This is a genomic window from Sulfitobacter geojensis (assembly GCF_000622325.1).
Taxonomy (GTDB): domain Bacteria; phylum Pseudomonadota; class Alphaproteobacteria; order Rhodobacterales; family Rhodobacteraceae; genus Sulfitobacter; species Sulfitobacter geojensis.
Genome location: NZ_JASE01000005.1, coordinates 3,639,146 through 3,664,032, shown reverse-complemented (window position 1 = coordinate 3,664,032; position 24,887 = coordinate 3,639,146). Strand labels below are relative to the sequence as shown.

Here is a 24,887-nt window from a genome sequence, read left to right as displayed (position 1 = left end):
TTATGTGGAGCGGCTTGATATGCGCAGACCTGTGCCCTTTGCGATCCGTCGGATAGACGTGTGCAGGGCTTGTGTTTTACGCAGACATAGATGTGGTGTGATTAGACAAGCCGGGCATCCTCCTCATGCCGTTCGGGCCTGTATCGCCGAGTGTAAAGTATCGGGCGACACAGCCGTCATTCGTTACGGTCGGTGCCCTTCTCCCGAGGGCGTACGACTCGATCTTGGGTCAAGGTTAGGAACAAATTTGGCAAGCCGCAATGCCGCTGGGCGGAACATAGTTCCACGTTTTGGAGTTGTGTCGCAGTGCGAAACGTAACGGCGATTTTCCCTTTAAAAACGTCAAATTCGGCTGAAATTACCTTACGTCCAAGCGGCTGTTGGATTTGCTGTGGATGGCTGTCTGGCAATGCGATGGAACGGGCGAGTTCGGGCGTGCTGATGCGGCTTGCCCGCTTGTTAATCCGGCTGATTAACGGATTGCGATCGTCATTGCCGGCGCAAAGCTGTTGATTGTGGCGACCGGCAGATGGATATTGCCTGATACCTTTCTTAACGGATTTGCACATGCGCGCGCTTCATACTGCCGATTGGCACATAGGTCAGACCCTGAACGGGTGGTCGCGCGAAGCGGAGCACGAAGTGTTTCTTGCCGCGATTGGCGAGGTTTTGGAGCGCGAAAAGATCGATCTGCTGTTGGTCGCGGGGGACATTTTCGACAACACAAACCCCTCTGGCGAAAGCCAGCGGTTGTTGTATCGCGCTCTGGCCGATTTCAAACGCCGCCGGCCAGCGCTGAGTGTGGTCATTTCAGGCGGCAACCATGATCCGGCTTTGCGTCTGGAGGCTCCGAACGACTTGTTGGAAGGGTTTGACATTCACACCGTTGGCACGCTGCGCCGCAGGGATGGCAAGGTTGATCTGGATGCGCATCTCATTCCGGTGAAGGATCAGGGCGGCGCGGTGGCGGCCTATGTTCTGGCGATCCCGTTCTTGCGGGCTGCGGATTTGACCGGCATCAGTTTTTCGCAAGGGCCCCAAGGCGTGTCCGTCATCGAGGCCGCCCGCCGGTTTCATCAGGAGATCACCGATGCGGCGACACAGATCGTTGGCGATGTGCCGTTGATCGCAACGGGTCATCTGCATTGCGCCGGTGGGTTGGAAAGCGAAGGGGCGGAGCGGCGGATTCTAATGGGCGGGGCGCATGCGGTGCCGCCGGACATATTTCCTGAACGGATTGATTACGTGGCTTTGGGACATCTGCACGGGCCGCAGAACCTTGATGGCGGGCGGGTGCGTTATGCTGGCAGCTGTTTTCCGCTGTCAGCCTCTGAAATACGTTATTCCCACGGCGTGACCGTGCTGGACATTGACGGGCGCGATATCACAACCACGCATGTCGATATTGGCTGGCCTGCGCCGGTGTTGCGCCTTCCCGAATCCGGCCTGACCACCCTTGCAGGGTTGGAGGCGGCACTGGCAGAAATCGAAGAGGTCGAAACGATCGGCCTGCGCCCGCTGGTCTATGTTGAGCTGGAGGCAGAGGACGCTCCGGCCGTTGTGATGGGCAAGGCCGAAGCATTGTTGCAAGACGCACCGGTCCGCCCTGCGGGGGTCCGTATTCATCGCCCCGCGCAGGACACGGAAAACAGGCCGGCCCCCCCCGTCGTGCCGCTGAGTGAAACCACCCCCGAAGCGTTGTTTATCCAAGCTTTCGAGGCCGCAAACGGGTTTATGCCCGAGGAACGACATCTGGCGGCGTTTCGCGATGTGGCGGGCGGGGTTTAGCGATGCGGATATTGTGTATTCGCGGCGAAAACATTGCGAGCCTTGCCAAACCGTTCGAGATTTCCTTGGATGCGGCACCGCTTTCTTCTGCCGGATTATTCGCCATCACCGGCGAAACGGGGGCGGGCAAATCCAGTATTCTGGACGCGATGTGCCTAGCGCTTTATGGCAGTTGCCCGCGTCTTTCGGGGGATGGTACGCGCGAAACGGTTACGGATATTGACGGGCATGATTTGCGGTCGAACGATCCGCGGATGGTGCTGCGGCGCGGGGCGGCGATGGGGCTGGCCGAGGTTACATTTCAGGCCGACGATGGCGAAACCTATACCGCTGCGTGGCAGGCGCGCCGGTCGCGGGACAAGATCGACGGGCGGTTGCAATCGGTCGAGCGCAGCCTGTTGCGCCTGTCGGACCAACAGATGCTGGAGACCCAGCTGACGCGCGTGAATGACAGGGTGGTTGCCCTGACGGGCCTGACCTATGACGAGTTCCGCCGCACGGTTCTTTTGGCGCAGGGCGATTTTGATGCGTTTTTAAGTGCCAAAACGGACGAGCGCGCGGCGATCCTTGAAAAGGTCACTGGCACCGGCATTTACCGCGAGATTTCGCGCGCGGTGTTTGAACGGCACCGGCAAGCCAAAAGCGACCTTGCCACATTACAGACGCGCCGCGCAGAGCATCATTTGCTGTCGGCAGAGGAGCGTGCGGAACTGGATGCGGCGCTGGACCGGCTGCAAAAAGAGCAGGACGCGGCAGCGGCGGCTTTGGCGCAGGTGCAGAAAGGGCTGGATCGTTACAAGGCGGTTGCCGACGCCCGCGCGGATCTGGAAACCGCCGCGCACCGCGCCAGACAGGCGCAGGAAGCGGTTGCTGCTTTGGCTCAGCAACGCCAATGGCTGGCGGCGTGGGACGATGCAAAAGGATTGCGCGCCGAGGTGCGTGAACGTAGCGAGGCGGGCCATGCGCTTGCGCAGGCGCGCAGGGATGTCGAGACGCGGTTCGCCGCACATCAGAGCAAAGAAGCAGAAGTCGCATCGGCGGAGACCCTGTTTCACGAAGCGGATGTGGCCCATCAACAGGCGGATGATGTGTTCAAGGCATTCGGGCCTGTCTGGACGGAAGCGGCGGACCTCGACAGCCAGATCGTGACGGCGGTGAAGGAACAAGCGGAGGCGGCAAAGGGAGTGGCGCAACGCGAGGCGGAAACAGCCGGTTGCGCGCAAGAACATGCGGATTTGACCGCGAAACAGGAAAATATGCGCGCAACGCTTGATGCGGATCAGCGCCGGATGGAACAGACGGCCGGTTACGATGTGCTTTTGGCTCATTGGACGATGCTGGAGGATCGGCTGAGCGCCCGTATCGCGGCGGTGGATCTTGCGGCGTCGTCACAGATGGAAACATCGCAACTGGCGCGGAGCATTGCGGGGGACGGGGCGCAACGCGCGCATTTGCAAGAAGAAATCCGGCAAGCCGCAGGGCGCATCGACGCCGCCCGCGCGGTGCAGGCCGGGATCAGGCAGGAACGCGAAAACCTGATCAAGGGGGACCCCGCGTCCCGCTTGGACGGTTTGCGCGCGGCATCGATGAATTTGCGCAGGCTGCAACAGGGCGCTGCTGAGGTCCGCCGTGCAGATGCGGAACTGGCCGCGTCACAGGGCAGGTTGGTCACGGCGCAAAACGCGTTAGAGACGCATCGCGAAACGGTGACGTCACAGAGGGCCAAGCGCGATGTGGCGCGGGGTGTTATCGCGCGGCTTCGCCAGCCCTCTGCGGCGGCAACGGCCGCTGCATCGCGCGAGGCCGCAGCAATGCGGTTGCATCTGGTGGCGGGGGAGCCCTGTCCGGTGTGTCAGTCGACATCGCATCCGGTGATGGCGGACAGCGATATCGCCAAACTGGCAGAGGCGTTGCGAAAAGAGCTGGCTGACGCGCAGCAAGAGCATGATGCGGCCGAGGCCCTTGTGAACAAGGCGATGAGCGAAGCAGACGCAGCGCAGGCAATGATCGCCGGAGAAACATCCGCAAGGCCAAAGCTGGACAAGGATATCGAGCGGGCGATTGCGCAATTTGCAGATGCGCTTGAGCCGTTGCAGAACGCGCCATTTGCGGCAGATGTGCCGCATGATCCGCGCAGCGATGATGGCGCGTTCGAAGCGGTGTTCGCGCAGATGGACACCAGACAGGCCAAGGCGGAGGCGGACCTAGCGCGGCTGGCTGAATTGAATGAACACCATGACGGGGCGGCCCGCGCGATTGATGCGGCGCGGGACCAAAGCGCCAGTTGCGAGGCGCAGATCAGAGAGATTGACGGACGCGTTTCCGATACGGAGAAAAAGATCGCAGCGCTAAAGCAAACTGTCGAAACGGCGCAAAAGACTGTGGTGGATATTGATCAGCGACTGCGACCGATTCTGGCGCCGACCGGTCTGGACGTGGAACAGTTCGGTCGGGAGGGCGCAGGTGCGTTGCAGGCGCTGCGCGAGAACATCGCAGGGCTGAGCGAGGTGCAGGCCTCAATTGCAAAAAGGCGCGAGGACGTTGCCGGTATCAGCGCGAAACTGGCGACAGCGGCTGCGGCGTTAAACGCGGCGCAGGCCAACCTTGAAACCGCCAAAAAGGTGGAAGAGGGCCGCATTGGCACAGTGGAGAGATTAAAAGCTGCACGCGCTGATTTGTTGGAGGGGGAAGAGACCAACACGCATCGCACCCGTACCAATGAACGACGGCTCGCGGCGCAAAAGGCGGCAACGGCTGCGCAATCAGCACTGGGTGATGTTCGCACAGCCGCGGCATTGGCGAAAAATGCTTGGGAGGCGGCGAGGGAAACAGCGCTGAAAGCCGAAGCGCGGGCGGCAGCGGCGCAAGAGGCGCTGGTTGAGGCCTGCACTGCCGCAGGGCTTGACCCCGAGCGGGTTGTTGAATTGCACGGCAGCGACGCGCAACTGGTGCAGGACCGCCGCAAGGCGGTGCAGGATTCCGACACCGAAGCCGCAAAGGCCGAAGGGGCGCATAAGGAACGGGACGGCGCGGTGCAGCGATTGCTGGCGCAGGGGATGCCAGAAACGCCCGAAGGTGAGCTGGCGGCGCAAAAAGAGGAAATAGAGGCGCAGATCAAGGCGCACGGCGAGGCACGGGGGCGGCTGGCCGAACGGCGCGATGCGGACCGCGCAGCGGCCAAAGCGCTGTCGGGGCTGGAGCACGAAATCGACGAAGCGCGTAAAGTATTCGAGACTTGGCTGGCTGTCAGCGATGCAATCGGCTCTGCCAAGGGGGACCGTTTTGCGCAGATCGCCCAAGCCGTGACACTTGCCATGCTGGTCGAGCGGGCGAACCACCATCTGGATGATCTGAAACCGCGATACCAGTTGCGGGTGGCGTCAAGTGATCTGGCGCTGCATGTGATCGACCGTGACATGGCCGGGGATGCGCGACCGACCCGTCTGATGTCCGGTGGCGAGCGATTTCTTATTTCGCTCGCCCTTGCGCTGGCCCTGTCGGGCATGGGAAATCGCGGAGCATTGGTGGGAACGCTGTTTATTGATGAAGGGTTCGGATCGCTTGATGCGGACAGTCTGGATCTGGCCATCGACGCGCTGGAACGGCTTCAGGCGCAGGGGCGCACCATTGGCGTGATCAGTCACGTTCAGGCGATGAAAGACCGCATTCCCGTGCAGGTACAGGTTTCCAAAACCGGCGGCGGCGCAAGCGAGGTGACGCTGGTCACGCGGTAAGCTGCCGTGCGGTGCCGTCAGGCGGGCGGCTTGCCGATTGGTTGGAAACTGTCGAACGGGGTGCCGGTGACCTCTTCGAATTCGGCAGCGTCCCAGAAACCGATCAGGATGCCCGTGCCGGCGGCATTGTGCTGGCTGGCCAAGACTTCGGCGGTGGCGGTGATGCGGGTGTGGTGCTGCAATGCCCATGTGGTCAGGGCGCGTTCCATTTCGGCGCGAGCTGTCACATGTTCCGGTGCATCCGAGCTGCCGATATCGCGCAGCTCTTGCGGGTCCGTTTCAAGATCGAACATCACCGGCGCAAAGCCTTCGCAGCGGATATATTTCCAGCGCCCGTCATGGATCATCACGGTGCGCGCGTCCTCTTGCCGGACGCCCAGTTCCTGCGCCATTTCAAAGCTGGAATAGTCATGTTCGCTGATCGCAAAGCGGCGCGAAAATCCTGATGTGCCATGCAAAAGCGGGGTCAGGTCGCGCCCTTCAAGGATGTGGGGTTTAGGGGCACCGCCAAGGGCCTTGAGGAAGGTCGGCGCAAGGTCGATCATTTCGATCAGTTCACCGGATCGCGTGCCGCGCGTCGCGTCGGCCTGCGGGCGGGGATCGGCAATGATCAGCGGTACCTTGACGGCGACCTCGTGATAGAAATCCTTGTCGCCCATCCAGTGGTCGCCCATGTAATCGCCGTGATCCGAGGTAAAGGCGATGATGGTACTTTCGCTAAGACCCGTTTCATCCATCCACGCGAACAGGCGGCCCAGATTGTCATCCAGTTGCTTGATCAGCCCCATGTAGGCAGGGATCACATGTTCGCGCACATGATTGCGGCTGAAGCTTTTGCAGACGCGGGCGTTTTGGTAGGCGCGCAGCAAGGGGTGATCGACTGTGCGCTCTGCGTCCGAGCGGATCGGGTCAACAATATGTTCGCTGCCGTACATGTCATGATAGGGCGCGGGCACGATATATGGCCAATGGGGTTTGATATAGCTCAGGTGACACATCCATGATGTGCCGTCTTTTTGCGCCTCTGTCATAAAGTCGATGGCGCGGTTGGTCATATAGGCGGTTTCGGAATGTTCTTCGGGTACATTCGCAGCAAGGCGGGAGTTTTTCAGCAGCCACGCCGACATCAGTTCGCCGTCTTCATCAAGGCCTGAATTGGCGAAGTCCTCCCAAGGGTTATCGGATTTATAGCCAAGGCTGACGAGATAATCGTCATAGGCCGACCAGCGCTGGCGGGCGCTGTCGGGATGCAGACCGTCGTCGCGTTCAAAGGCTTCGAACCCGCATTCGGAAACCCGCACGCCGATTTCACTGGCGGGATCAATGCCCAGCCACGCCATCCCCTCCTGATCCGCCGTCATATGGGTTTTGCCGACCAGCACCGCGCGCGCGCCCGCTTCGCGCAGATGATCGCCAAGGGTCGGTTCGCCGACCCGAAGGGGCATGCCGTTCCAGGTCGCGCCGTGGCTGCGCACATATCGTCCGGTATAGGCAGACATGCGCGAGGGGCCGCAGACCGGCGATTGCACGTAAGCCTTGTCGAACTGGACACCACGTTTGGCGAGGGCATCAATGTGGGGCGTGTGCAGATGCGGATGGCCATAACAGCTGAGGTAGTCAAAGCGCAGCTGGTCGGCCATGATCCAAAGAACGTTGGGGGTGCGGGACATCAGGCGGTTTCGCTTTCGATCATAGAGGGCGGAAGATGTCGCAGCGGGCTGTCGCTTGGGCTAGGCCGGTTTGACGTTTCGCCGGTTTAGTCGTCCGGCGTGCCAGTGGCCAGATCCTGCACGATGTCGCGCAGTTCTTCCAGACCTTCGACTTGTTGCTCCATCAGCCGTACCCGAGTGACGTCAAGCGCACTGACATCGCCGGCAAGCGAGGTCCAGACGTCACCGTCAAAGATGGCTGCGCCATAAGCACCTGCCAGCAGCATGACGTTTTCGTTGGCGTCAATGTGTGGTAAATGAACCGGCGCGTTCGGATCACCGGCAAAGGGTGCCGGTACCCAGCTGTTTTCCTTGAAATCAAAGGTGAATAATCCGGCGTCAATGGCCCCGTAAAGCACATCCTTGAACCAGCACAGGTTCATGCCGGGCAAGGCGTTTTGCACCTGCGGTGCGAGGACGACAAAACCCTCGCGCCCGCCCAGCAGCAATTCGCCCTTGGTCCCTGACACGAAAACCTGACCATCGGGCGTGCAACAGATGTCATGGGCGCGAAACGGCGCCCAAGGCACATCTTCAAAGAGTTCTGTGGGAAGCGGGACTTGTCTGAAATCGGTACCGTTCCAGTGCTCGATGCCGGGTTTGCGGTCTGTGGCATTGCTGTCGTAAGGGCCAGCGTACCACATGAAGATGTCTGCGTCGCTGAACCCGTCAAACGGACCAAAGGCGCCAAGGTCGGTTTCCCGACTGACAAAGGGCACATGGTTGAAGACGGTCCAAGCATCGGGCGCGTCGCGGCGCAACAGGGACCGCCCGTCGCCGCAGATATAAAAGTGATCGCCGATGAAGCGCAGGCGATTTGCGCCGCGCACCTCTACGGGATGTTCCTTGCCACGGGGGCCATCGGGAAAGGTGAAGGCAGTGATATTGCCCATCGCATCCGTGAACAGCGCCTGAGGCGCGCCTTGCGCCGTCTGCCCGCCTGCAACACGGGCGAAGTCAAAGCCGCCGTCATATTGCTTGCCACCCCATGTGCCGGCGTTCAGATCGCAAAACACCAGTCGATTGTGGTATTTTGCAGGTGGCTTGGGGCCAGTATAGGTTTCATCCCAATTCGCGCCGAACGCAAATATGCCATCGTCGACAACCGCCGCCGAGACAATCGACAATCCCGTCAACGAGTCCTGCCATGTCTTACTCATTGTGGTTTTCCTCGTTTAGAAGTCACTTTCGGTGGGGCTGCTTGTCGGGGCTCTGCCGTTGCGGTCCAGCGTGTTCGGTGTGCAGCCCAAGGTGTCGTAGTAGCGTTCAAGTTGTTCCTTGATGCAGTCCTCGCGGCAGTGATCGCCAACACCGCTGTCGCTTAGCGAATCCGCTGCGGCATTCACGCCGTCTTGCATGGTCATCGGCTGCCCCGGCGGATGTCTTCGGGTCAGAATGCCGTTGAGCGCGCTATGGATGGCACCGTGGCTGCCCTGACTGCTGTTGACCCCTTCGACACAGACGGTTGGTGCCGCGCTGTGGTTATAGTTGGGGCAATTCGCCATCATCGCTTCGGGGATCAGGTGGTGTTTTGTCTGGCCCGGACAACATCCGCGGCTGTCGGACAGGTCCATCGGACCGGTGTCAAACAAACCCGGGGTGCCGCTGCCGCCCTGGTTCATGCTTGAGGGACCTTGGGTTCTGGTATTCTGGTAGGGCACGAGGAAACACTTGCGCCAGCGCAGGCAATCGTTGGCCGCTGCCGCAACTTGCATGGCGTTGGAAATGTCGGTTTGGGCCCGCGCCAAGGCTTCGGGATCCTGCGCCGCTTGCAAAACCGCTTCGGCGTTACCGCGAATGGTGGTCAGGGAATCAAGCATGCTGTTGATCTGGCGACCGGACCGGAACACATCCAAGGCCCCCGAAAACAGGTTCCATACCCCCGAGACCACGGTGAGCGCGGTTGCGCCCACGGCGCAGACGCCACCGCCCACGGCAGCACCGGGAACCGCCCCGACGCCAGCAGTCGGCGTGCCAGCGACAGCTGCGCCCCCGGCAGCGCACAGACCGGTCACCGCATAGCGTCCCGCCGTCGCCGCGCCCCAGCGTTGAAGCCGTTCCGCTGCGATATCAAAACCTGCATCAATCGCGTAATCTGTGATGTCCTGAAACATGGTGTCGGCCAGATCGTTTAACTGCTCCATCCGCTCGGTGATGTTTTCACTGTTCAGTTTCAGCAAGGCCGCGCCGCAGTGTTCGTCTTTCCACGTCATGTTGCGGACCTGAACCGCGCGCCGTGGCCGGTTGTTTCTGGGGCGGCGGTTGTTGTAGCGTTCGCGGCCCTGCACAAAGCGGTTGTTCTGGCGATTGCCGATGCCACATTCGCTGTTGATCCGGCGGCGCTCGCGGTTGCAATCCTCGGGGCCACCGGGGCAGTGTTCGCAAAACCCGCCGGCGGTGTCGTTGTTAAAACCAACCGCTGATCTGGCGTCGAATCGACCGCGTGCCATCAGGTGTCTCCGTTGTTGTCGTTGTCAGGCGCTTCCGGTGTCTCCGGTTCCGATTGCCATGCTAACGCAGGTTGGATCACATTTTCTATGAAAGATGTCCGAAGGGCCGAGGCGACATCGGTATCGGGCAATCGCTGGCGGTTTTGCAATGCGGGTAGGGCCCAGTCGTGTAACGGGTCGGCGTCAAAGGACTGGCCGATGAGAAACGCGATGCGGCAAAACCAGACACGCGCGCCGTGATCCTTGATGCCCAGTGCAGCGGCGCGTTTGCCTGCGCCCAGAATATGTTCGCGCAGGGCATCCGGTGCCAAATGCGATACCTTTTCCGGCCAAAGTGCAGCCATATCCGCGATCACGGGCGCAAAGGTGCCATCATCCGGCGGTGGCGGGGGCAGGGCCAGAAATCGCGCATATGCCGGTTCGGGGAAGATCGCATCCGCGTCCGGCCCCATCACAAATTCGCAATACTCGGTATAGGTGTTCCACAGGTCGTCAATCATCTCGTTGGTGAGATAGGAGCCGTCGTTCACGATATCGCGCGCCCATGGCAAGGCCGGATCGGTAAAGAAATAGGCCCCCAGCGACACTGCGATATTGCTAAACAGGAACAGCGCGCGTTCGCTTTCCAGATCAAAGGACTGACCGTGTTCAACAGCGGTCGTGGCGGCCTGAAACAGCGTTGTGCGCGTGCGACCTGCGACAACGGGGCCGCGATATCCGGGCAATTCATCAACCACCCGGCTGATAAAGCGGTGCATGGACGTATTTTCCAATGCCAGCATTTGTTCGCGCGAAAAGCGGATCATGCCACATCCTTTTGCAAGCGGGACAGTTGGCACAGCTCGCCCAAGGCGTTTTCAAACACAAACAGGTCGATCACCTCGCCGAAGATCGTACCGAGCTGGTCGTCGAACAGAGTTTCGGCCAGCATGCACAGAACGCGCGGATCAAAGAAACGCAAAATACAAAGCTCGCCGTCCGGATCCTCCACATAAAGGTTTTGTTTAAGGTGGGGAACAAGTGCGTCCGGCGCGGCGGTGGCAAAGACAATACTTGCAATGCCCTTGCCCCAAAAGCTGTGAAAACTCTCAAGGATAACGCGATGGTCCGAACAGGTGACCAACCGTGGCGCTGCATCAAGGAGGTCTGCATCGGTGTCTTCGGGAAACAGCGGGAAAATCTGTTCGCCTTGTTGGCCCAGATCGTCGAGGAGCGCGCCCCCCGACAGCCCGTCAACAAGCAGATAGGGCGTCCCGCGGGGGTGTTTTAACGCCTGAACAAGATCGTCGTACCCATCGGCGAATGTCTTTGCTTTTTGCGGGCATAGGAACACCAGCGGATTGCCCAGTGCGGAGGCCGCGCGCAGGCTGTCAACAACAGGGTGGCCACTGCCGGGACGTATGAAAGATCGTTTCTGCGGCATTGATCGGTAAATGTCCGGTTTTGGGTCTGCTCTACAGGCTTACAAAGACCAAAATACGGAAAGTTGTCCAGTGCCGATTGGGGCATTGTTAGCACGGGCGCTGGGTGGTGAAGTTGAGTTTTGCTGGAATGATTTACGGCTTCATTGTTCTTGCGGAACAGTTTTCGAAGCGGGGGCTTTTCAGAAGAAAAGCCTTGGTGGAGCATAGCGGGATCGAACCGCTGACCTCCTGCATGCCATGCAGGCGCTCTCCCAGCTGAGCTAATGCCCCGTTTGACCAATGGCCTAGGGTAGTGGCGCGTGACTAGAGCCAAGCGCGGGCGGGATCAAGAGGAAAATCCGTCCTGAACCCGCCTTTCGTTCATTTAGTCGTCGTCGGGCGCTGCAACGTCGGCGAGATCGTCCAATGGAACGGTATCATCGTCGTCGTCATCATCGTCCAGAATATCGTCGTCGAGATCTACATCAACGTCGTCATCATCGTCGAGTACGACATCCTCGTCGACATCGTCCTCCATCTTCTTGGCCTTGGCTGTCACGGCATCCTCGGCATCGGCTGCGATCATCCGCGATTTGGATGCGTCGATCTCAAGCACTTCGCCGGTGTACGGGCTGACGATAGGATCTTTGTTCAGGTCGTAGAACCGCTTGCCCGAGGTTGGGCAAAGACGTTTGGTTCCCCATTCTTCCTTGGGCATGAAACACCCCTTCTTGGTAAATTGCGTTTGCGTGGTGATGTTGGTCTAGCTGATTCAGGGCAAGTGCCATATGAGGGGGGGATAGTCAAAGGCTTTAGCCCCAAGTTGCGATGTGAGACGCCCCGTTGAGCGATATCTTTCTGCCCGGTAGCCCCCCGATCGGGCTGATTTTGCGTCGATCTGCGCGCGCAAGGCGGATCACGTTGCGCATTTCCCAACTGGACGGGCGGGTGACGCTGACGATTCCCAAACGGCTTGCCGCGCGGGAGGCCGTGGCCTTTGCCCAGTCCAAAGAGAGTTGGATCCGGAAGCATCTGGAGGCGCGCGGGGCAGATATCTGCGTCGGGCTTGGGTCAGAGCTGCCCGTGGGCGGGCAGATGTTGCGTGTTGTGGCAGGCAAGGGGCGGTCGGTGCGGATTGGCGCGGATGAAATTGCCGTGCCAGGGGCTGCGGATCGTGTGGGCGCGCGGCTGGGTGCCTATCTGAAACAGGTGGCGCGTGATCGGTTGGCGGGGGCTTGCGATGATTATGCGGCGCTGCTGGGCCGGCCCTACAACCGCATCACCATGCGCGATACGAGGTCACGCTGGGGATCGTGTACCAGCGATGGCGGTCTGATGTTTTCGTGGCGTTTGATTATGGCTCCGCCCGAAGTGCTGGATTATGTCGCGGCCCATGAAGTCGCGCATCTGGCGGAAATGAATCATTCGCCGGCGTTCTGGGCGGGGGTCGAGCGGATTTACGGCCCCTATAAAGCGCCGCGCGGCTGGTTGCGTAAAGAGGGTAACCAGCTGCACCGGTACAAGTTTTAAGCCAGTTTAAGCGTGGCGATACCGGCGATGATCAGGCCGATGCCCGCAAGGCGCTGCACTGTTGCACCATCGCCAAACAGAATCATGCCGGTCAGGGCCGCTCCGACGACGCCGATGCCTACCCAGACGGCATAGGCCGTCCCCAGTGGCAGGTCTTTCATCGCGGCGGCCAACAGCCAGAAGCTGGCAAAGGCGGCCACCGCAGTCAGAACACTTGGCCCGATCTTTGTGAACCCGTCGGAGGCTTTCATCGAGGTGGCCCAGACGATTTCAAGGAGACCCGCGATGACAAGCAAGAACCACGGTGACGACATTTCAATTCCTTTTTGAAAACGGGAGGGCAGGACAGATCAGGGTCTGTGATCCGCCCGCACGTTCGGGCGCGCGGGGGCAAAGGTCAAGGCGATGTCGTGCAAATCTTGTTGACCGGCGCGGCGGTTGTGATCACAAGGGCGCATGGCCATGACTGCCCGCCCTTCCGACGCCACCACTGTGGCCCATGACCGCGTGTTCCGGCACCTGCGCAGCCGTATCATGCATGGCGATCTGCCGCCCGGTCAGGCATTGACCCTGCGCGGCATCGCAAAGGATTACGAAGTTTCGATGACACCTGCACGCGAAGCGGCACGGCGGCTGGTCGCCGAAGGGGCGCTGACCATGTCGAATTCGGGGCGTATCGCCACACCGGAGCTGAGCAACGACCGGATCGAAGAACTGGCGGCGCTTAGGGCATTGCTGGAGGTGGAGCTGGCAAGCCGCGCCTTGCCGCGCGCGCATATGGCGCTGATCGAGCGGATGCAGACGATCAATGCGGTGATTGCCGATGCCGTCCAACGCGGCGATGCGGTGGCTTACATCCGCACCAACCTTGAATTTCACCGGACCCTCTATTTGCGGGCCCAAGCGCCGGCGATGCTGGCTATGGCCGAAACGGTCTGGTTGCAAATGGGGCCGACGATGCGGTCGCTTTACGGGCGTCTTAGGCGGACCGAGCCGCCGCAGTTCCACAGGTTGATAATTGCCGCGCTCAAGGCCGGGGACGAACCGGGGCTGCGGTTGGCCGTGCGTTCGGATGTCACGCAGGGGCTAAGGATGCTGGCGGGTTGACCTGCGGGCGCTTGTTTTGCATATCTGCTGGCATGTCTATGACAACAAATACCCGTTATTACCGCCGCTTCCCCTGAAAGCGACCCTTTTCCCTATTGTAGAAAAACCAGCCGCCACTTGCGCGGTTTTTTCGTTTGTGGCGTCCGGTTCGGAGATCTCAAATGAACGATATTCTGATCAGAGAAATACGGGAGGCGGATCTGCCTTCCGTTTTGGACATGGTCCGCGGATTGGCCGCGCATCATGGTGACGTGGCACAAGTTACGTTGGGCGATCTAAGGCGTGATTGTCTGGGCGATGTGCCGTGGTTGCGGGTTCTCGTGGCGGGCAAGGCGGGCGCCCTGTTGGGGTACGCTGCCCTTTGTCCCTTAGCACAAATGCAGTTCGGGGTACGCGGGATGGACCTGCATCATCTGTTTGTCACGGCGCAGGCACGGGGGAGTGGCGTCGGGCGTGCCTTGATCGACGCGTCGACCGCCCTGACCAAATCGCTGGGGTGCCGGTATATGACCGTCGGCACGCATCCTGATAACACAGCAGCTGCGTAAGTGTACCGTGCAGCGGGGTTCGACTGTTCGCCGCCCCCCGGTCCGCGTTTTCGGGTGAAATTTTAGGCGGCGAGACCCTTGCCGCCGATATCGAGGTATTTGCGGCGACGGTCCGCGATCAGGGATTTGGCGTCCTTGCCGCTTAGGTCCTTCAGCATGCCGGTAATCGCCTTGCGGACCGACTGAATCGCGGCTGCGGGATCGCGGTGCGCGCCGCCTTTGGGTTCGGGGATGATCTGGTCGGTGACGCCGAGCTTGCGCAGATCGTCAGCGGTCAAACGCATGGCTTCTGCCGCTTCGCGCATTTTCTCGCTGTCTTTCCAAAGGATTGATGCGCAGCCTTCGGGCGTGATCACAGAGTAAACGGAATGTTCCATCATCGCGACGCGGTTGGCGGTGGCAAAGGCAACGGCGCCGCCGGAGCCACCCTCACCGATGATTACGCTGATCAGGGGCACACCGATTTGCAGGCATTTCTCGGTCGAGCGGGCAATCGCTTCGGACTGGCCGCGTTCCTCGGCACCTTTGCCGGGGTAAGCACCGGGGGTGTCGACCAAGGTGATCACCGGCAGATTGAATTTGCCGGCAAGTTCCATCAGGCGCACGGCTTTGCGGTATCCTTCGGGGCGGGCCATGCCGAAATTGCGTTCGATGCGGGATTTGGTGTCATTGCCTTTTTCGTGGCCGATCACCACGACCGGCTGGTCGTTGAACCGCGCCAGACCGCCCATAACGGCCAGATCGTCCGCAAAATTACGATCACCGGCCAATGGCGTATATTCGGTGAACAATTCCTCGATGTAATCCTTACAGTGAGGACGGTTGGGATGGCGGGCCACCTGGCACTTGCGCCAAGGTGTCAACGATCCGTAAAGGTCATCGAGGATTTTCGCGGCTTTGGCATCCAGTGCCTTGGCCTCGTCGGTGATATCCATTTCCTCGTTCGCGCGGGCGAGGGCGCGCAGCTCTTCTGCTTTGCCTTCGATTTCGGCTAATGGTTTTTCAAAATCGAGATACTGGGTCATCGTTCACTCCGCCTTTGCGATTGCCCTTATATGGCGGCTGTGCAGCAGGTTTGCAATCTGTCAGCCCATTTGTAGCAGAGGATAAAGGGAAGCGAGCAACAAGGCGGCCATCGTCCAGTTGAACAGACGCAAACGCACGGGGTTTGTCAGGATGCGCGCCATCTGTTGGCCCATCACGGTCCAGATGCACACCGATGGCAGGTTGACTGTGACAAAGCACAAGGCACCGATGAGCAACATCCAAACCCCGCTGTCGGCGATGTAGACGGTGATCGCAGTCAGCGCCATGGCCCACGCCTTGGGGTTGACCCATTGAAAGGCGGCGGCTTGCAGGAAGGTCATGGGGCGGCTGCCTGCGTCGCGTTCCTTGATCGGGGCGGCATTGGCGATCTTCCACGCCAGATAGAGCATGTAGGCGACGCTTGCAATTTTCAGCAGGGTATAGCTGTGCGGAAAACGGTCGAAGACTTGGGCAAGGCCGAGACCGGTCAGCACGATCATCACCCCGAAGCCGACAGATATTCCAAGCATATGCGGCAAGGTGCGGCGAAAGCCGTAGTTGGCCCCCGATGCCATAAGCATCAGGTTGTTCGGTCCCGGCGTGCCGGAGCTGACAAAGGCGAAAAGCGCAAGCGCGGGGAGGGTGTCGAGGGTCATGGCGCGAACCATGGCAGGGTTCCTGCCCTATTACCATAGGACAGGAACATCTTTGCAACCGGTGTCAGCCTGCCAGCATTTCGGACTGGTGCACGATCACTTCGGCCTGTTTGATGCTGGCGATATCGACCAGGCGGCCCTTGTAAACCGTCGCGCCCTCGCCGTTGGCTTTGGCCGTTTCCATCGCGGCCAGAATTTCGCGGGCTTCGGCCACGGCTTCGTCGGAGGGGGTGAAGACCTCGTTCGCCAAGGCGATTTGTTTGGGGTGGATGGCCCATTTCCCGACCATGCCAAGCGTGGCAGAGCGGCGGGATTGGGCGCGGTAGCCTTCGTCATCCGAGAAATCGCCAAACGGCCCATCGACGGGCAGCACGCCATGGGTACGGCACGCGGCGACGATGGCGGCCTGCGCCCAGTGCCACGGGTCGGACCAATGCTGTGTGCCGTCGCGCAGCATATAATAGTTTTCCTGCGTGCCGCCGATACCGGTGGTCTGCATGCCCATGGAGGCCGCAAAGTCGGCCGCACCCAGGCTCATCGCCTCAAGGCGGGGGGAGGAGGCGGCGATTTCCTCGACGTGGGCGATGCCGGCGGCGGATTCGATGATCACCTCGAAGGCGATCTTTTTACTGCGGCCTTTTGCGGCCTCGATCGCCGTGACCAGCGCATCGACGGCATAGACATCTGCGGCGCAGCCGACCTTGGGGATCATGATCTGGTCAAGACGGTCGCCGGCGTTTTCCAAAAGCTCGACCACGTCTTTGTACCAATACGGCGTATCCAATCCATTGATGCGCACGGAAAGCGTTTTATTGCCCCAATCCACAGTGTTGATGGCGTCGATGACGTTCGTGCGCGCGATATCCTTGTCCGTCGGGGCAACAGAATCCTCGAGGTCAAGGTTGATCACATCCGCCGCAGAGGCGGCCATCTTTGCAAAGAGTTTGGTGTTGGAGCCGGGGCCGAAAAGCTGGCAGCGGTTCGGGCGGGCAGGGGCAGCAGGTTGAAGGCGGAATGACATGAGGAGATCCTTGGCGAAAGATTGTTGCGGGATGTTGCTGTTACGGAGGTATTAAATTGCGCGGAGTGCTGCAAGGGTCATTTCGCACGTGCAGCATTTGTTGTTGGCATCTAGCGCAATGAATGTGCGCCATACGGTATATGAGCGCACAATTCTTGCATTCGCTTGGCTGGTGCCCGCAAAGTTGCAAGCGAATTGCGCTGTAGATTGCTCAATATGAGGCGAAACCCTCTGCCGGAGTATATCCCATGATCCAAACACCATATTTGCTTTTCCTCGGCGACGCGCCTGATCAATTGTCCGCCAAGGTCGCGCAGGGCATCAAGGACTGGCGTCCTGACAATGCCGTTGGCCAGTTTCGTATGGAAGGCTGTCAGGCCGATGTGGGGCTGAAGGACCTGTCGCTGCAAGAGGCGAAAGATGCCGGAGCAAAGACGCTGGTGATTGGTGTCGCCAACCGCGGCGGCGTGATTTCGCAGGCCTGGAAGGAAGTGTTGGTCGAGGCGTTGGGCATGGGGTTTGATCTGGCGTCGGGCCTGCATAATCTTCTGGCCGAAGAAGGTGATCTGGTGGCGGCATCACAGGTGAGCGGGCAGACCTTGCATGATGTGCGGGTGCCGAACGTGCAGTATCCGATTGCGGACGGGAAAAAGCGCACGGGCAAGCGGGTGCTGGCCGTCGGGACGGATTGTTCAGTGGGCAAGATGTATACCGCATTGGCGCTGGACGAGGCGATGCGCGAAAAGGGCATGAAAAGCACGTTCCGCGCGACAGGACAGACGGGCATTCTGATCACCGGTTCCGGTGTGCCGCTGGATGCGGTCATTGCAGATTTCATGGCTGGTGCGGTGGAGTATCTGACGCCGGACAATGACGCGGACCACTGGGATATTATCGAGGGGCAGGGCAGCCTGTTTCACGTCAGCTATTCCGGTGTGACGATGGCGTTGATCCATGGCGGCCAGCCCGATGCGCTGATTATCTGTCACGAGCCGACACGCGAACACATGCGCGGCTTGCCTGATTATAAACTGCCGAGCATGCAGGCGGTGAGCGATATGGCGTTGACGCTGGCACGTGTTGCCAATGCGGGGTGTCAGGTTGTTGGCATTTCGGTGAATACACAGCATATGTCGCAGGATGAGGCGACAGCCTATCTGGAGAAAGTAGAGGCCGAGATGGGCCTGCCTGCTGTTGATCCTTTCCGCGATGGTGCGGGGCGTTTGGCGGATGCGATCGCGGCTCTTTGACACCTGCGCGGTTTGAGGGTGCGGACAGTATATAAGGCCAAAAAGAGGGGCAAGAGATGCGTATTGAAGTGACGCCGGATGTGTTCAAGCTGGCGGAAGTATTCACCATCAGTCGCGGATCACGCACCGAGGCCAAGGTGCTGACCGTGCGGATAACTGAGGACGGTGTGACGGGCTGGGGAGAGTGTGTGCCCTATGCCCGTTATAGCGAAACGCTGGAGTCAGTGACGGCACAGATTGACGGGCTACGCGGGAATGTGACGCGTGAGGGTTTGTATGATCTGCTGCCCGCAGGTGCCGCGCGCAATGCGGTGGATTGCGCGTTGTGGGATCTGGAGGCCAAGCAAGCGGGCAAACGGGTTTGGGAACTGGCCGGACTGGCGGCACCCAGGCCGGAGATCACGGCGTTTACCCTGTCGTTGGCAGAGCCTGCACAGATGCAGGCACAGGCGGCGAAGCACGCGCATCGCCCGCTGCTCAAGATCAAACTGGGAACGCCCGATGACATGCCGCGGCTTGAGGCGGTGCGGGCAGGGGCCCCGAAATCGACAATTATCATCGACGCGAATGAAGGATGGTCAGCGGACATTTATGCTGAACTAGCGCCGCATCTGCTGCGCCTTGGGGTGGCCTTGGTTGAACAGCCCTTGCCGGCGGGCGAAGACGACGCCTTGATCGGGATGGCACGGCCGGTGCCGGTTTGCGCGGATGAATCTGCACATGATTGCAGTACATTGTCGAAGCTTGAGGGGAAATATGATGTTGTAAACATCAAGCTCGACAAGACCGGCGGTTTGACCGAGGCGCTGAAGCTGCGGGCGGCGGCGCTGGCGCAGGGCTATGACGTTATGGTCGGGTGCATGGTGGGATCGTCGCTGGCGATGGCTCCCGCGACGCTGGTTGCGCAGGGCGCAAAGGTGGTTGATCTGGACGGTCCGCTTTTGCTAGGCGAAGATCGCGAGCATGCATTGAAATTTGACGGGGACGGGGTGCACCCGCCCGCCGCGGCGCTTTGGGGATAAACGATGAGAACAGTCTATGTGAACGGTAGCTACCTGCCGGAGAATGAAGCGCAGATTTCGATCTTTGACCGCGGTTTTCTGATGGCGGACGGTGTTTATGAAGTGACATCGGTACTGGATGGCAAGTTGATTGATTTCGACGGTCATGCGGTGCGGCTTAGCCGTTCGTTGAACGAGCTGGAAATGCGCAACCCGATCAGCAAAGGAGACCTGCTAGAGGTGCATCGCGAGTTGGTGCGGGTGAACGAAATCGACGAGGGTTTGATCTATCTCCAGATCACGCGCGGCTCTGACGGCGACCGTGATTTTGCTTTTCCCGATCCTGAAACGACCGAGCCTACAATTGTGTTGTTCACGCAGAACAAGCCGGGGCTGGCGGATAGCCCCGCGGCGAAAAAAGGTGCCAAGATCATTTCGATCGAAGACATTCGTTGGGGCCGTCGCGACATCAAAACTGTGCAACTTCTCTACCCTTCCATGGGCAAGATGATGGCCAAGAAAGCCGGTTGCGATGATGCGTGGATGATCGAAGATGGTTTTGTCACCGAAGGCACCTCCAACAACGCCTATATCGTTAAGGGCAATAAAATCATCACGCGCGCGTTGAGCAACGACATCCTGCACGGGATCACCCGAGCGGCTGTCCTGCGCTTTGCGAAAGAAGCGCAGATGGAAGTGGAAGAACGCAACTTTACCATTGATGAGGCCAAAGAGGCGGATGAGGCGTTCACCACCTCTGCCAGCGCCTTTGTGATGCCAGTGGTCGAGATTGACGGCGTTGCGTTGGGCGATGGCACGCCGGGGCGCGTGGCACCGCGGTTGCGTGAAATCTACCTCGACGAGATGCGCAAGGCGGCGGTTTAAGCCTGATTGTCCAGCAGTTCAGGCAATGTTGTGACAAAGGTCTGAATAAACGGGATGTCGGCGGGGGTCAGGCCAAACAGGGTCGCGACCTCCTGCCCGTCGACCGAGGCCCGCAGCAGTTTGGTTGCGAAGTCAAAGTCGAATTGCACGGTGGGGTCGACGGGCGCATCTTGCACAAATACAAGGCTGAGCAGGTCGTCGCGGAAATCGAAGTCGGTAATCACTGCCGGCGCGCCGGGGCTGTCTGAGGCTTTGACCACGATAAAGCTATCGGCCCCTTCGCCGCCTGTCATGACGTCGCCATCGTCACCCACCAGCGTGTCATCGCCATAACCGGCGTGGATCGTGTCGGGCGTGCTTTCTTCGGTCTCGTCGATGGTGCCGTCAGGGGACAGGCCGTCGACGGTCATGATGGTGTCGCGGCCAAGATCACCGTGGATGTGGTTGTGTCCTTGGGAATCAAACAGTGTGTCATCGCCGTCGCCGCCACGGATGAAATCGTCACCTGCGTCTTGTACTGTGCCATTCGGATCCAGCGTTGTATCATCGCCATCGCCGAGGAAGATCTTGTCGTTGCCTTCACCGCCAAGGCCCACGTCGTCGCCAGCACTGGTGAAAAGCCGGTCGTCACCGGTGCCGCCTTGCAAGGTGTCGTTGCCGTCGTGACCGCCCAAAAGATCATTGCCGGCGTCGCCAAACATAAGGTTATCAAGCGCGTTGCCTTGCACGTGTTCCTTGGCACTGGTCCCCTCAAAATGAGCGGTTTCGTCGTCCAGAGTGATATCGACCGGCGTTTCGTCCCCTTCGGCGGGATCATCATCCGGTGACAACAACTCCATCGCCAGGCCGAGGCCTAACAAGGACGGAAGGAGGAGAAGCTCGAGCACAGGCAGGCTACCTTGGGAGTTGGTTGCAACGTTAAGAAATGGTTAACGTGCCTTTATGTGCAGGGAATTATGGCATGAGCTTTGACAGAATGGGGCAATTGTGGGGTCTGCGCGCGGCGGCGGCTTAATCTTTACCGACGTTTTCGGCAAAGGACTTCTTGAACGCGTCTTGCTGTTCGGGTTTGGCGTCAGTCTGGTAGTTGGCCTTCCAGTCGTCCATTGTCATGCCGTAAAACAATTCGCGCGCTTCTTCCTTACCCATGTCGATGCCTTTTTCTGCGGCAGCTTCTTGATACCAGCGCGACAAACAATTACGGCAAAATCCGGCGAGGTTCATCATGTCGATGTTTTGCACATCTGTGCGATCTTGCATCAGGTGCTTTTGCAACCGGCGAAACGCGGCGGCCTGAAGTTCGATTTCCTGCTGGCTCGGTTTTTGGGTGCTGGTCATGGGGATCTCCTCTTTGGGTCATAGCTGGGCCGCAACACTCGTACTGTCAAGTTTATGTGCGGGAAATACGGTTGGCAGCGTCGTCACATTTGTGAAATCTTTGACAGGCATGCTGATGGCGTGTACTCGGTACGATGAAGGGCGCGTTATCGCTAACATCGCACTTTGACACTGGAACCAGACCAAAAGGACACCGCACATGAGACGCCTGCGAAACGTTAAGATAGTCGCAACGCTTGGTCCGGCATCGGACAGCTACGAGATGATCGAGGCGCTGCACAAGGCCGGCGCGGATGTCTTCCGGTTGAATATGAGCCACGGCAGCCACGAAGAAATTCGCGAAAAGCACCGGATCATCCGCGAGGTTGAAACGAACCTGAACAGCACGATCGGCATTCTTGCGGATTTGCAGGGGCCGAAGCTGCGTGTTGGCGTGTTTTCCGGTGACAGCGAGCAATTGGTTGTAGGTGCGCATTTCCGTCTGGATCTTGATCCCAGCGAAGGGGACGCATCGCGTGTTTGCCTGCCCCATCCCGAAATTTTCGCAGCGCTGAAACCGGGTGCCAGCCTGTTGGTCAATGATGGCAAGATCCGGCTTAAGGTTCTTGAGTGTGGCGATGATTTTGCCAACTGCGAAGTAGTGATCGGCGGCGTGATTTCGAATCGCAAGGGCGTGAACGTGCCGGATGTGGTGCTGCCTTTGGCTGCCCTGTCGGACAAGGATCGCGCTGATCTGGAATTTGTTTGTGAACTGGGTGTCGACTGGTTGGCGTTGTCCTTTGTGCAACGCCCCGAAGATGTGACAGAGGCGCGTGAGCTGGCCAAAGGGCGCGCGGCACTTTTGTCGAAGATCGAAAAGCCGTCAGCGGTTGAACGGTTCGACGATATTCTTGAGGTCAGCGATGGCATCATGGTTGCGCGTGGGGATCTGGGTGTTGAATTGCCGGTGCAGAATGTGCCGCCGATCCAGAAACGTCTTGTGCGCAAGTGCCGGACAGCGGCGAAGCCTGTGATTGTTGCCACGCAGATGCTTGAATCGATGATCGAAAGCCCGATGCCGACCCGCGCGGAAGTCTCCGACGTGGCGACGGCGATTTATGAGGGCGCGGATGCGGTGATGCTGAGTGCGGAATCCGCAGCTGGTGATTTCCCGATCGAAGCTGTCACCACAATGGATAACGTCGCCCAGGAGGTCGAAGTTGATCCGACCTATACAGAAATTATCGAATCCTCGCGCAAGGCCGACCGGATGACTGTCGCCGATGGTATTGTTGCCGCCGCCCGCGAGATTGCGGAAACCACGGACATCAAGGCGATCTGCTGTTTCACACAAAGCGGCACAACTGCGTTGCTGACGGCGCGCGAACGTCCGCGTGTGCCGGTGATCGCGCTGACGCCATTGGTGAACACGGCGCGGCGGCTGGCACTAAGCTGGGGCACCAATTGCGTGATCACCGGCGATGTTGACCGGTTCAAAAAGGCCGTTGTAAGCGCGGTGCGCGCCGCGCGCGAAGAAGGCTTTGCCGTAGAAGAAGATCACGTGGTGGTCACCGCCGGTGTGCCTTTCAATGTGCCGGGCAGCACCAATATTTTGCGGGTGGCCCCTTGCGACGAACGTTTGCTCTTTGCCGCTGATCTGGACTAGTATCGCTCAAGGTGTGACGGGAGAGCGAAAATGGATCCTGATTTAGCATTGTCCCTTGGGATGGTGATTGCGGCATTCTCGGTTCCGTCGATCCTGTCGGCGCTCTCGGACAAGCGGGCACCGCGGGCATCGGCGATCACCGTGCTTATGGGTGGTTTGCTGATTCTCTATGCTGTGCAAACAAAGCCCGGCGGTTATACGTTTGATCAGGTGCCGGATGTTTTCGTAAGCGTGGTCGCGCGGTATATGCCTTAACCGGCAGGTCGTTCGATTTGGGGCGTGTCCTGACTGAATATGTTGATCCATTCCTGACCGTCCCGTTGCCAGACAGAACTGACGTACATGACGTCCTGATTCGCCGTGGCACTGCGGCGAAAGCTGGCGCGATAGCTGAACAGCGCGTGATCAGGTCCCAGCTGCAATAGGCGGGCGTCTTGTATATCGTAGCTGTGGACGGTGGGCCCGTGATGAAGTTGGCCGCAATGGTCCTGTTTGCCGGCAAAGCCATCGGGGTAAACGCCAAGAAACTGCGCGCTGAGCAAGGCTGCATCGGCCGCCTTGTCCCCGGCGACCAGTGCATCCCAGACTTTGCGCTCGTATGCTGTGATGATCTGTTGCAATTGTGTGATGTCTTGATCTGTCATCGTGCCCTCGATCGTGACGGAAACTGCGGTCAAGATTGGCGCAGACCATGGGGCGGGGCAAGGTTTGCCGGCTATTGCACAGAACCCCTTGCCAAGCTTTGACAACCCTCCTATACGGCGTGACTTCAACCCGCACGTCCGGCCAATGTGGCATGCCGAGGCGCGCGTTAACCGAACTCAAGTATACGGAGACGGAAATGCCTAAGATGAAGACGAAATCGAGCGCTAAAAAGCGCTTTAAGATCTCGGCGACCGGCAAGGTCATCGCGGGTCAGGCTGGTAAACAGCATGGCATGATCAAACGGACCAAAAAGTTCATCCGTAACGCACGCGGCACGACAGCACTGTCTGCGCCCGATGCAAAGATCGTCAAGGGCTTCATGCCCTACGACCGCTGATAGAGGAGACCTAGCATGGCACGAGTAAAAGGTGGGACAGTTACCCACGCCCGTCACAAGAAGATCGTCAAAGCCGCAAAAGGTTACTACGGTCGTCGTAAAAACGTCTTTAAGGTCGCCACACAGGCGGTCGACAAGGCCAACCAATACGCAACCCGTGACCGCAAGAATCGCAAGCGCAACTTCCGCGCATTGTGGATCCAGCGGATCAACGCTGCGGTTCGCTCGCATGACGAAGCGCTGACATACAGCCGTTTCATCAATGGTCTGAACCTTGCCGGCATCGAAGTGGACCGTAAGGTTCTGGCCGATCTGGCGGTGAACGAACCTGATGCGTTTGGTGCGATTGTGAAGACAGCGCAGGACGCGCTGGCAGCCTAAGCGCTGATACAGATAGTTTAAGGAAAAGCCCTGCGCAGTTCGCGCGGGGCTTTTTCTGTTTGTGCACATGAAAACCGGCCGAAGGCCTGTGCGCAGCGGGTGAAACCGGGCTTCTGCGGCGGATCGCCTGCGCGTAATGGCGGTGGTTTTGCAAAGGCTTGCGAGCAGGCAGGCGATATTTTGCAGGAACGAGAATTAAACTGATGCAGGGGGCATTTTTGTCCTTGTGGTCCCAATCTCTTGCTCGTATACGGTCCGAACTTGGCGCGGGATGGAGCAGCCCGGTAGCTCGTCAGGCTCATAACCTGAAGGTCGTAGGTTCAAATCCTACTCCCGCAACCAAGCTAAAAGCCGCCCTTCGGGGCGGCTTTTG

26 protein-coding genes and 2 tRNA genes are annotated in these 24,887 nt (G+C 59.4%); 13 read left to right on the top strand and 15 right to left on the bottom strand.

Annotation, left to right across the window (positions count from 1 at the left end; translation table 11 throughout):
- Window positions 1-176: 176 nt before the first annotated feature.
- Window positions 177-569, bottom strand: coding sequence for a hypothetical protein (locus tag Z947_RS22145; RefSeq protein ID WP_156026674.1), 393 nt, complete (start codon window positions 567-569; stop codon window positions 177-179).
- Here Z947_RS22145 and Z947_RS0119975 point away from each other — a divergent pair.
- The gene (locus Z947_RS0119975; protein ID WP_025046051.1) at window positions 568-1,788 is read left to right on the top strand and encodes an exonuclease SbcCD subunit D; all 1,221 of its coding nucleotides are present in this window, start codon (window positions 568-570) and stop codon (window positions 1,786-1,788) included. The genes Z947_RS22145 and Z947_RS0119975 overlap by 2 nt on opposite strands.
- A 2-nt stretch (window positions 1,789-1,790) precedes the next feature.
- Complete coding sequence (locus Z947_RS0119970; protein WP_025046050.1) at window positions 1,791-5,522, top strand: AAA family ATPase; 3,732 nt, start codon at window positions 1,791-1,793, stop codon at window positions 5,520-5,522.
- 17 nt (window positions 5,523-5,539) lie between these two features.
- Here the strand turns inward: Z947_RS0119970 and Z947_RS0119965 are convergent, their stop codons facing one another.
- From Z947_RS0119965 to Z947_RS0119935, 7 genes are all read right to left on the bottom strand, one after another.
- Window positions 5,540-7,192: a sulfatase-like hydrolase/transferase gene (locus Z947_RS0119965; RefSeq protein ID WP_025046049.1), complete on the bottom strand. Its 1,653-nt coding sequence runs from the start codon at window positions 7,190-7,192 to the stop codon at window positions 5,540-5,542.
- Window positions 7,193-7,278: 86 nt separating this feature from the next.
- Window positions 7,279-8,391: a hypothetical protein gene (locus tag Z947_RS0119960; RefSeq protein WP_025046048.1), complete on the bottom strand. Its 1,113-nt coding sequence runs from the start codon at window positions 8,389-8,391 to the stop codon at window positions 7,279-7,281.
- Window positions 8,392-8,406: 15 nt separating this feature from the next.
- Window positions 8,407-9,681, bottom strand: a complete 1,275-nt coding sequence (locus tag Z947_RS0119955; protein WP_025046047.1) for an HNH/endonuclease VII fold toxin-2 domain-containing protein — start codon at window positions 9,679-9,681, stop codon at window positions 8,407-8,409.
- Window positions 9,681-10,487 carry a hypothetical protein gene (locus tag Z947_RS0119950; protein ID WP_025046046.1) on the bottom strand — a complete coding sequence of 269 codons (807 nt, stop codon included), beginning with the start codon at window positions 10,485-10,487 and terminating at the stop codon, window positions 9,681-9,683. Before Z947_RS0119950 ends, Z947_RS0119955 begins: the two co-directional genes overlap by 1 nt.
- On the bottom strand, window positions 10,484-11,104 hold the full coding sequence (locus Z947_RS21610; RefSeq protein WP_025046045.1) for a DUF4123 domain-containing protein: 621 nt from the start codon (window positions 11,102-11,104) through the stop codon (window positions 10,484-10,486). The genes Z947_RS0119950 and Z947_RS21610 overlap by 4 nt, the downstream gene beginning before the upstream one ends.
- Before the next feature lie 195 nt (window positions 11,105-11,299).
- Window positions 11,300-11,375 (bottom strand) — tRNA-Ala (locus Z947_RS0119940).
- Window positions 11,376-11,469: 94 nt separating this feature from the next.
- A complete protein-coding gene (locus Z947_RS0119935) occupies window positions 11,470-11,802 on the bottom strand; it encodes a TIGR02300 family protein (protein WP_025046044.1) in 333 nt (110 codons plus the stop codon).
- Between the two features lie 125 nt (window positions 11,803-11,927).
- On the opposite strand from Z947_RS0119935, the gene Z947_RS0119930 reads away from it, so the two are divergent.
- The gene (locus Z947_RS0119930; protein ID WP_025046043.1) at window positions 11,928-12,614 is read left to right on the top strand and encodes a M48 family metallopeptidase; all 687 of its coding nucleotides are present in this window, start codon (window positions 11,928-11,930) and stop codon (window positions 12,612-12,614) included.
- On the opposite strand, the gene Z947_RS0119925 is transcribed toward Z947_RS0119930, so the two are convergent.
- A complete protein-coding gene (locus Z947_RS0119925; protein WP_025046042.1) occupies window positions 12,611-12,928 on the bottom strand; it encodes a DMT family transporter in 318 nt (105 codons plus the stop codon). The genes Z947_RS0119930 and Z947_RS0119925 overlap by 4 nt on opposite strands.
- Window positions 12,929-13,076: 148 nt before the next feature.
- Here Z947_RS0119925 and Z947_RS0119915 point away from each other — a divergent pair, with 148 nt between their 5' ends.
- Window positions 13,077-13,721 carry a GntR family transcriptional regulator gene (locus tag Z947_RS0119915; RefSeq protein WP_386625206.1) on the top strand — a complete coding sequence of 215 codons (645 nt, stop codon included), beginning with the start codon at window positions 13,077-13,079 and terminating at the stop codon, window positions 13,719-13,721.
- 161 nt (window positions 13,722-13,882) lie between these two features.
- Window positions 13,883-14,269 (top strand): GNAT family N-acetyltransferase, encoded by a 387-nt coding sequence (locus Z947_RS0119910; protein ID WP_025046040.1) that lies wholly within the window; start codon window positions 13,883-13,885, stop codon window positions 14,267-14,269.
- 62 nt (window positions 14,270-14,331) lie between these two features.
- Here the strand turns inward: Z947_RS0119910 and Z947_RS0119905 are convergent, their stop codons facing one another.
- The 3 genes from Z947_RS0119905 to Z947_RS0119895 form a co-directional block, all read right to left on the bottom strand.
- Window positions 14,332-15,294: an acetyl-CoA carboxylase carboxyltransferase subunit alpha gene (locus tag Z947_RS0119905; RefSeq protein ID WP_025046039.1), complete on the bottom strand. Its 963-nt coding sequence runs from the start codon at window positions 15,292-15,294 to the stop codon at window positions 14,332-14,334.
- Between the two features lie 60 nt (window positions 15,295-15,354).
- A complete protein-coding gene (locus Z947_RS0119900; RefSeq protein WP_025046038.1) occupies window positions 15,355-15,951 on the bottom strand; it encodes a LysE family translocator in 597 nt (198 codons plus the stop codon).
- Between the two features lie 64 nt (window positions 15,952-16,015).
- Complete coding sequence (locus tag Z947_RS0119895) at window positions 16,016-16,972, bottom strand: L-malyl-CoA/beta-methylmalyl-CoA lyase (protein WP_025046037.1); 957 nt, start codon at window positions 16,970-16,972, stop codon at window positions 16,016-16,018.
- Between the two features lie 248 nt (window positions 16,973-17,220).
- Here Z947_RS0119895 and dgcN point away from each other — a divergent pair, with 248 nt between their 5' ends.
- Genes dgcN through Z947_RS0119880 form a run of 3 tightly spaced genes read left to right on the top strand, consistent with a single transcriptional unit; the run spans window position 17,221 to window position 20,108 of the window.
- Window positions 17,221-18,222: an N-acetyltransferase DgcN gene (gene dgcN / locus Z947_RS0119890; RefSeq protein WP_025046036.1), complete on the top strand. Its 1,002-nt coding sequence runs from the start codon at window positions 17,221-17,223 to the stop codon at window positions 18,220-18,222.
- Window positions 18,223-18,278: 56 nt separating this feature from the next.
- Window positions 18,279-19,244 (top strand): N-acetyl-D-Glu racemase DgcA, encoded by a 966-nt coding sequence (gene dgcA / locus Z947_RS0119885; RefSeq protein ID WP_025046035.1) that lies wholly within the window; start codon window positions 18,279-18,281, stop codon window positions 19,242-19,244.
- A gap of 3 nt (window positions 19,245-19,247) precedes the next feature.
- Window positions 19,248-20,108 (top strand): D-amino-acid transaminase, encoded by an 861-nt coding sequence (locus Z947_RS0119880; protein WP_025046034.1) that lies wholly within the window; start codon window positions 19,248-19,250, stop codon window positions 20,106-20,108.
- Here the strand turns inward: Z947_RS0119880 and Z947_RS0119875 are convergent.
- Both Z947_RS0119875 and Z947_RS0119870 read right to left on the bottom strand, forming a co-directional pair.
- Window positions 20,105-20,995, bottom strand: a complete 891-nt coding sequence (locus tag Z947_RS0119875) for a calcium-binding protein (RefSeq protein WP_156026673.1) — start codon at window positions 20,993-20,995, stop codon at window positions 20,105-20,107. The two genes, Z947_RS0119880 and Z947_RS0119875, sit on opposite strands and share 4 nt — an antisense overlap.
- Before the next feature lie 124 nt (window positions 20,996-21,119).
- On the bottom strand, window positions 21,120-21,446 hold the full coding sequence (locus Z947_RS0119870) for a DUF1244 domain-containing protein (RefSeq protein ID WP_025046032.1): 327 nt from the start codon (window positions 21,444-21,446) through the stop codon (window positions 21,120-21,122).
- Between the two features lie 199 nt (window positions 21,447-21,645).
- On the opposite strand from Z947_RS0119870, the gene pyk reads away from it, so the two are divergent.
- Both pyk and Z947_RS0119860 read left to right on the top strand, forming a co-directional pair.
- Window positions 21,646-23,091, top strand: coding sequence for a pyruvate kinase (gene pyk / locus Z947_RS0119865; RefSeq protein WP_025046031.1), 1,446 nt, complete (start codon window positions 21,646-21,648; stop codon window positions 23,089-23,091).
- 30 nt (window positions 23,092-23,121) lie between these two features.
- Complete coding sequence (locus tag Z947_RS0119860) at window positions 23,122-23,346, top strand: hypothetical protein (protein WP_025046030.1); 225 nt, start codon at window positions 23,122-23,124, stop codon at window positions 23,344-23,346.
- Here Z947_RS0119860 and Z947_RS0119855 read toward each other — a convergent pair.
- Entirely contained in the window at window positions 23,343-23,735 is a 393-nt protein-coding gene (locus Z947_RS0119855) for a nuclear transport factor 2 family protein (RefSeq protein WP_025046029.1), read from the bottom strand. The two genes, Z947_RS0119860 and Z947_RS0119855, sit on opposite strands and share 4 nt — an antisense overlap.
- A gap of 197 nt (window positions 23,736-23,932) precedes the next feature.
- On the opposite strand from Z947_RS0119855, the gene rpmI reads away from it, so the two are divergent.
- The 3 genes from rpmI to Z947_RS0119840 all read left to right on the top strand — a co-directional run bounded on the left by rpmI (window position 23,933) and on the right by Z947_RS0119840 (window position 24,856).
- Window positions 23,933-24,133 carry a 50S ribosomal protein L35 gene (rpmI, locus tag Z947_RS0119850; RefSeq protein ID WP_025046028.1) on the top strand — a complete coding sequence of 67 codons (201 nt, stop codon included), beginning with the start codon at window positions 23,933-23,935 and terminating at the stop codon, window positions 24,131-24,133.
- A gap of 15 nt (window positions 24,134-24,148) precedes the next feature.
- Entirely contained in the window at window positions 24,149-24,514 is a 366-nt protein-coding gene (gene rplT, locus Z947_RS0119845; RefSeq protein WP_025046027.1) for a 50S ribosomal protein L20, read from the top strand.
- A gap of 265 nt (window positions 24,515-24,779) precedes the next feature.
- Window positions 24,780-24,856: transfer RNA gene (locus tag Z947_RS0119840), tRNA-Met, on the top strand.
- Window positions 24,857-24,887 lie beyond the last annotated feature (31 nt).

Coding starts and splice junctions, on each gene's coding strand:
- Z947_RS0119975 (WP_025046051.1), top strand. CDS start 568: ATGCGCGCGCTTCATACTGCCGATTGGCACATAGGTCAGACCCTGAAC.
- Z947_RS22145 (WP_156026674.1), bottom strand. CDS start 569: ATGTGCAAATCCGTTAAGAAAGGTATCAGGCAATATCCATCTGCCGGT.
- Z947_RS0119970 (WP_025046050.1), top strand. CDS start 1,791: ATGCGGATATTGTGTATTCGCGGCGAAAACATTGCGAGCCTTGCCAAA.
- Z947_RS0119965 (WP_025046049.1), bottom strand. CDS start 7,192: ATGTCCCGCACCCCCAACGTTCTTTGGATCATGGCCGACCAGCTGCGC.
- Z947_RS0119960 (WP_025046048.1), bottom strand. CDS start 8,391: ATGAGTAAGACATGGCAGGACTCGTTGACGGGATTGTCGATTGTCTCG.
- Z947_RS0119955 (WP_025046047.1), bottom strand. CDS start 9,681: ATGGCACGCGGTCGATTCGACGCCAGATCAGCGGTTGGTTTTAACAAC.
- Z947_RS0119950 (WP_025046046.1), bottom strand. CDS start 10,487: ATGATCCGCTTTTCGCGCGAACAAATGCTGGCATTGGAAAATACGTCC.
- Z947_RS21610 (WP_025046045.1), bottom strand. CDS start 11,104: ATGCCGCAGAAACGATCTTTCATACGTCCCGGCAGTGGCCACCCTGTT.
- Z947_RS0119935 (WP_025046044.1), bottom strand. CDS start 11,802: ATGCCCAAGGAAGAATGGGGAACCAAACGTCTTTGCCCAACCTCGGGC.
- Z947_RS0119925 (WP_025046042.1), bottom strand. CDS start 12,928: ATGTCGTCACCGTGGTTCTTGCTTGTCATCGCGGGTCTCCTTGAAATC.
- Z947_RS0119915 (WP_386625206.1), top strand. CDS start 13,077: ATGACTGCCCGCCCTTCCGACGCCACCACTGTGGCCCATGACCGCGTG.
- Z947_RS0119910 (WP_025046040.1), top strand. CDS start 13,883: ATGAACGATATTCTGATCAGAGAAATACGGGAGGCGGATCTGCCTTCC.
- Z947_RS0119905 (WP_025046039.1), bottom strand. CDS start 15,294: ATGACCCAGTATCTCGATTTTGAAAAACCATTAGCCGAAATCGAAGGC.
- Z947_RS0119900 (WP_025046038.1), bottom strand. CDS start 15,951: ATGACCCTCGACACCCTCCCCGCGCTTGCGCTTTTCGCCTTTGTCAGC.
- Z947_RS0119895 (WP_025046037.1), bottom strand. CDS start 16,972: ATGTCATTCCGCCTTCAACCTGCTGCCCCTGCCCGCCCGAACCGCTGC.
- dgcN (WP_025046036.1), top strand. CDS start 17,221: ATGATCCAAACACCATATTTGCTTTTCCTCGGCGACGCGCCTGATCAA.
- dgcA (WP_025046035.1), top strand. CDS start 18,279: ATGCGTATTGAAGTGACGCCGGATGTGTTCAAGCTGGCGGAAGTATTC.
- Z947_RS0119880 (WP_025046034.1), top strand. CDS start 19,248: ATGAGAACAGTCTATGTGAACGGTAGCTACCTGCCGGAGAATGAAGCG.
- Z947_RS0119870 (WP_025046032.1), bottom strand. CDS start 21,446: ATGACCAGCACCCAAAAACCGAGCCAGCAGGAAATCGAACTTCAGGCC.
- pyk (WP_025046031.1), top strand. CDS start 21,646: ATGAGACGCCTGCGAAACGTTAAGATAGTCGCAACGCTTGGTCCGGCA.
- Z947_RS0119860 (WP_025046030.1), top strand. CDS start 23,122: ATGGATCCTGATTTAGCATTGTCCCTTGGGATGGTGATTGCGGCATTC.
- Z947_RS0119855 (WP_025046029.1), bottom strand. CDS start 23,735: ATGACAGATCAAGACATCACACAATTGCAACAGATCATCACAGCATAC.
- rpmI (WP_025046028.1), top strand. CDS start 23,933: ATGCCTAAGATGAAGACGAAATCGAGCGCTAAAAAGCGCTTTAAGATC.
- rplT (WP_025046027.1), top strand. CDS start 24,149: ATGGCACGAGTAAAAGGTGGGACAGTTACCCACGCCCGTCACAAGAAG.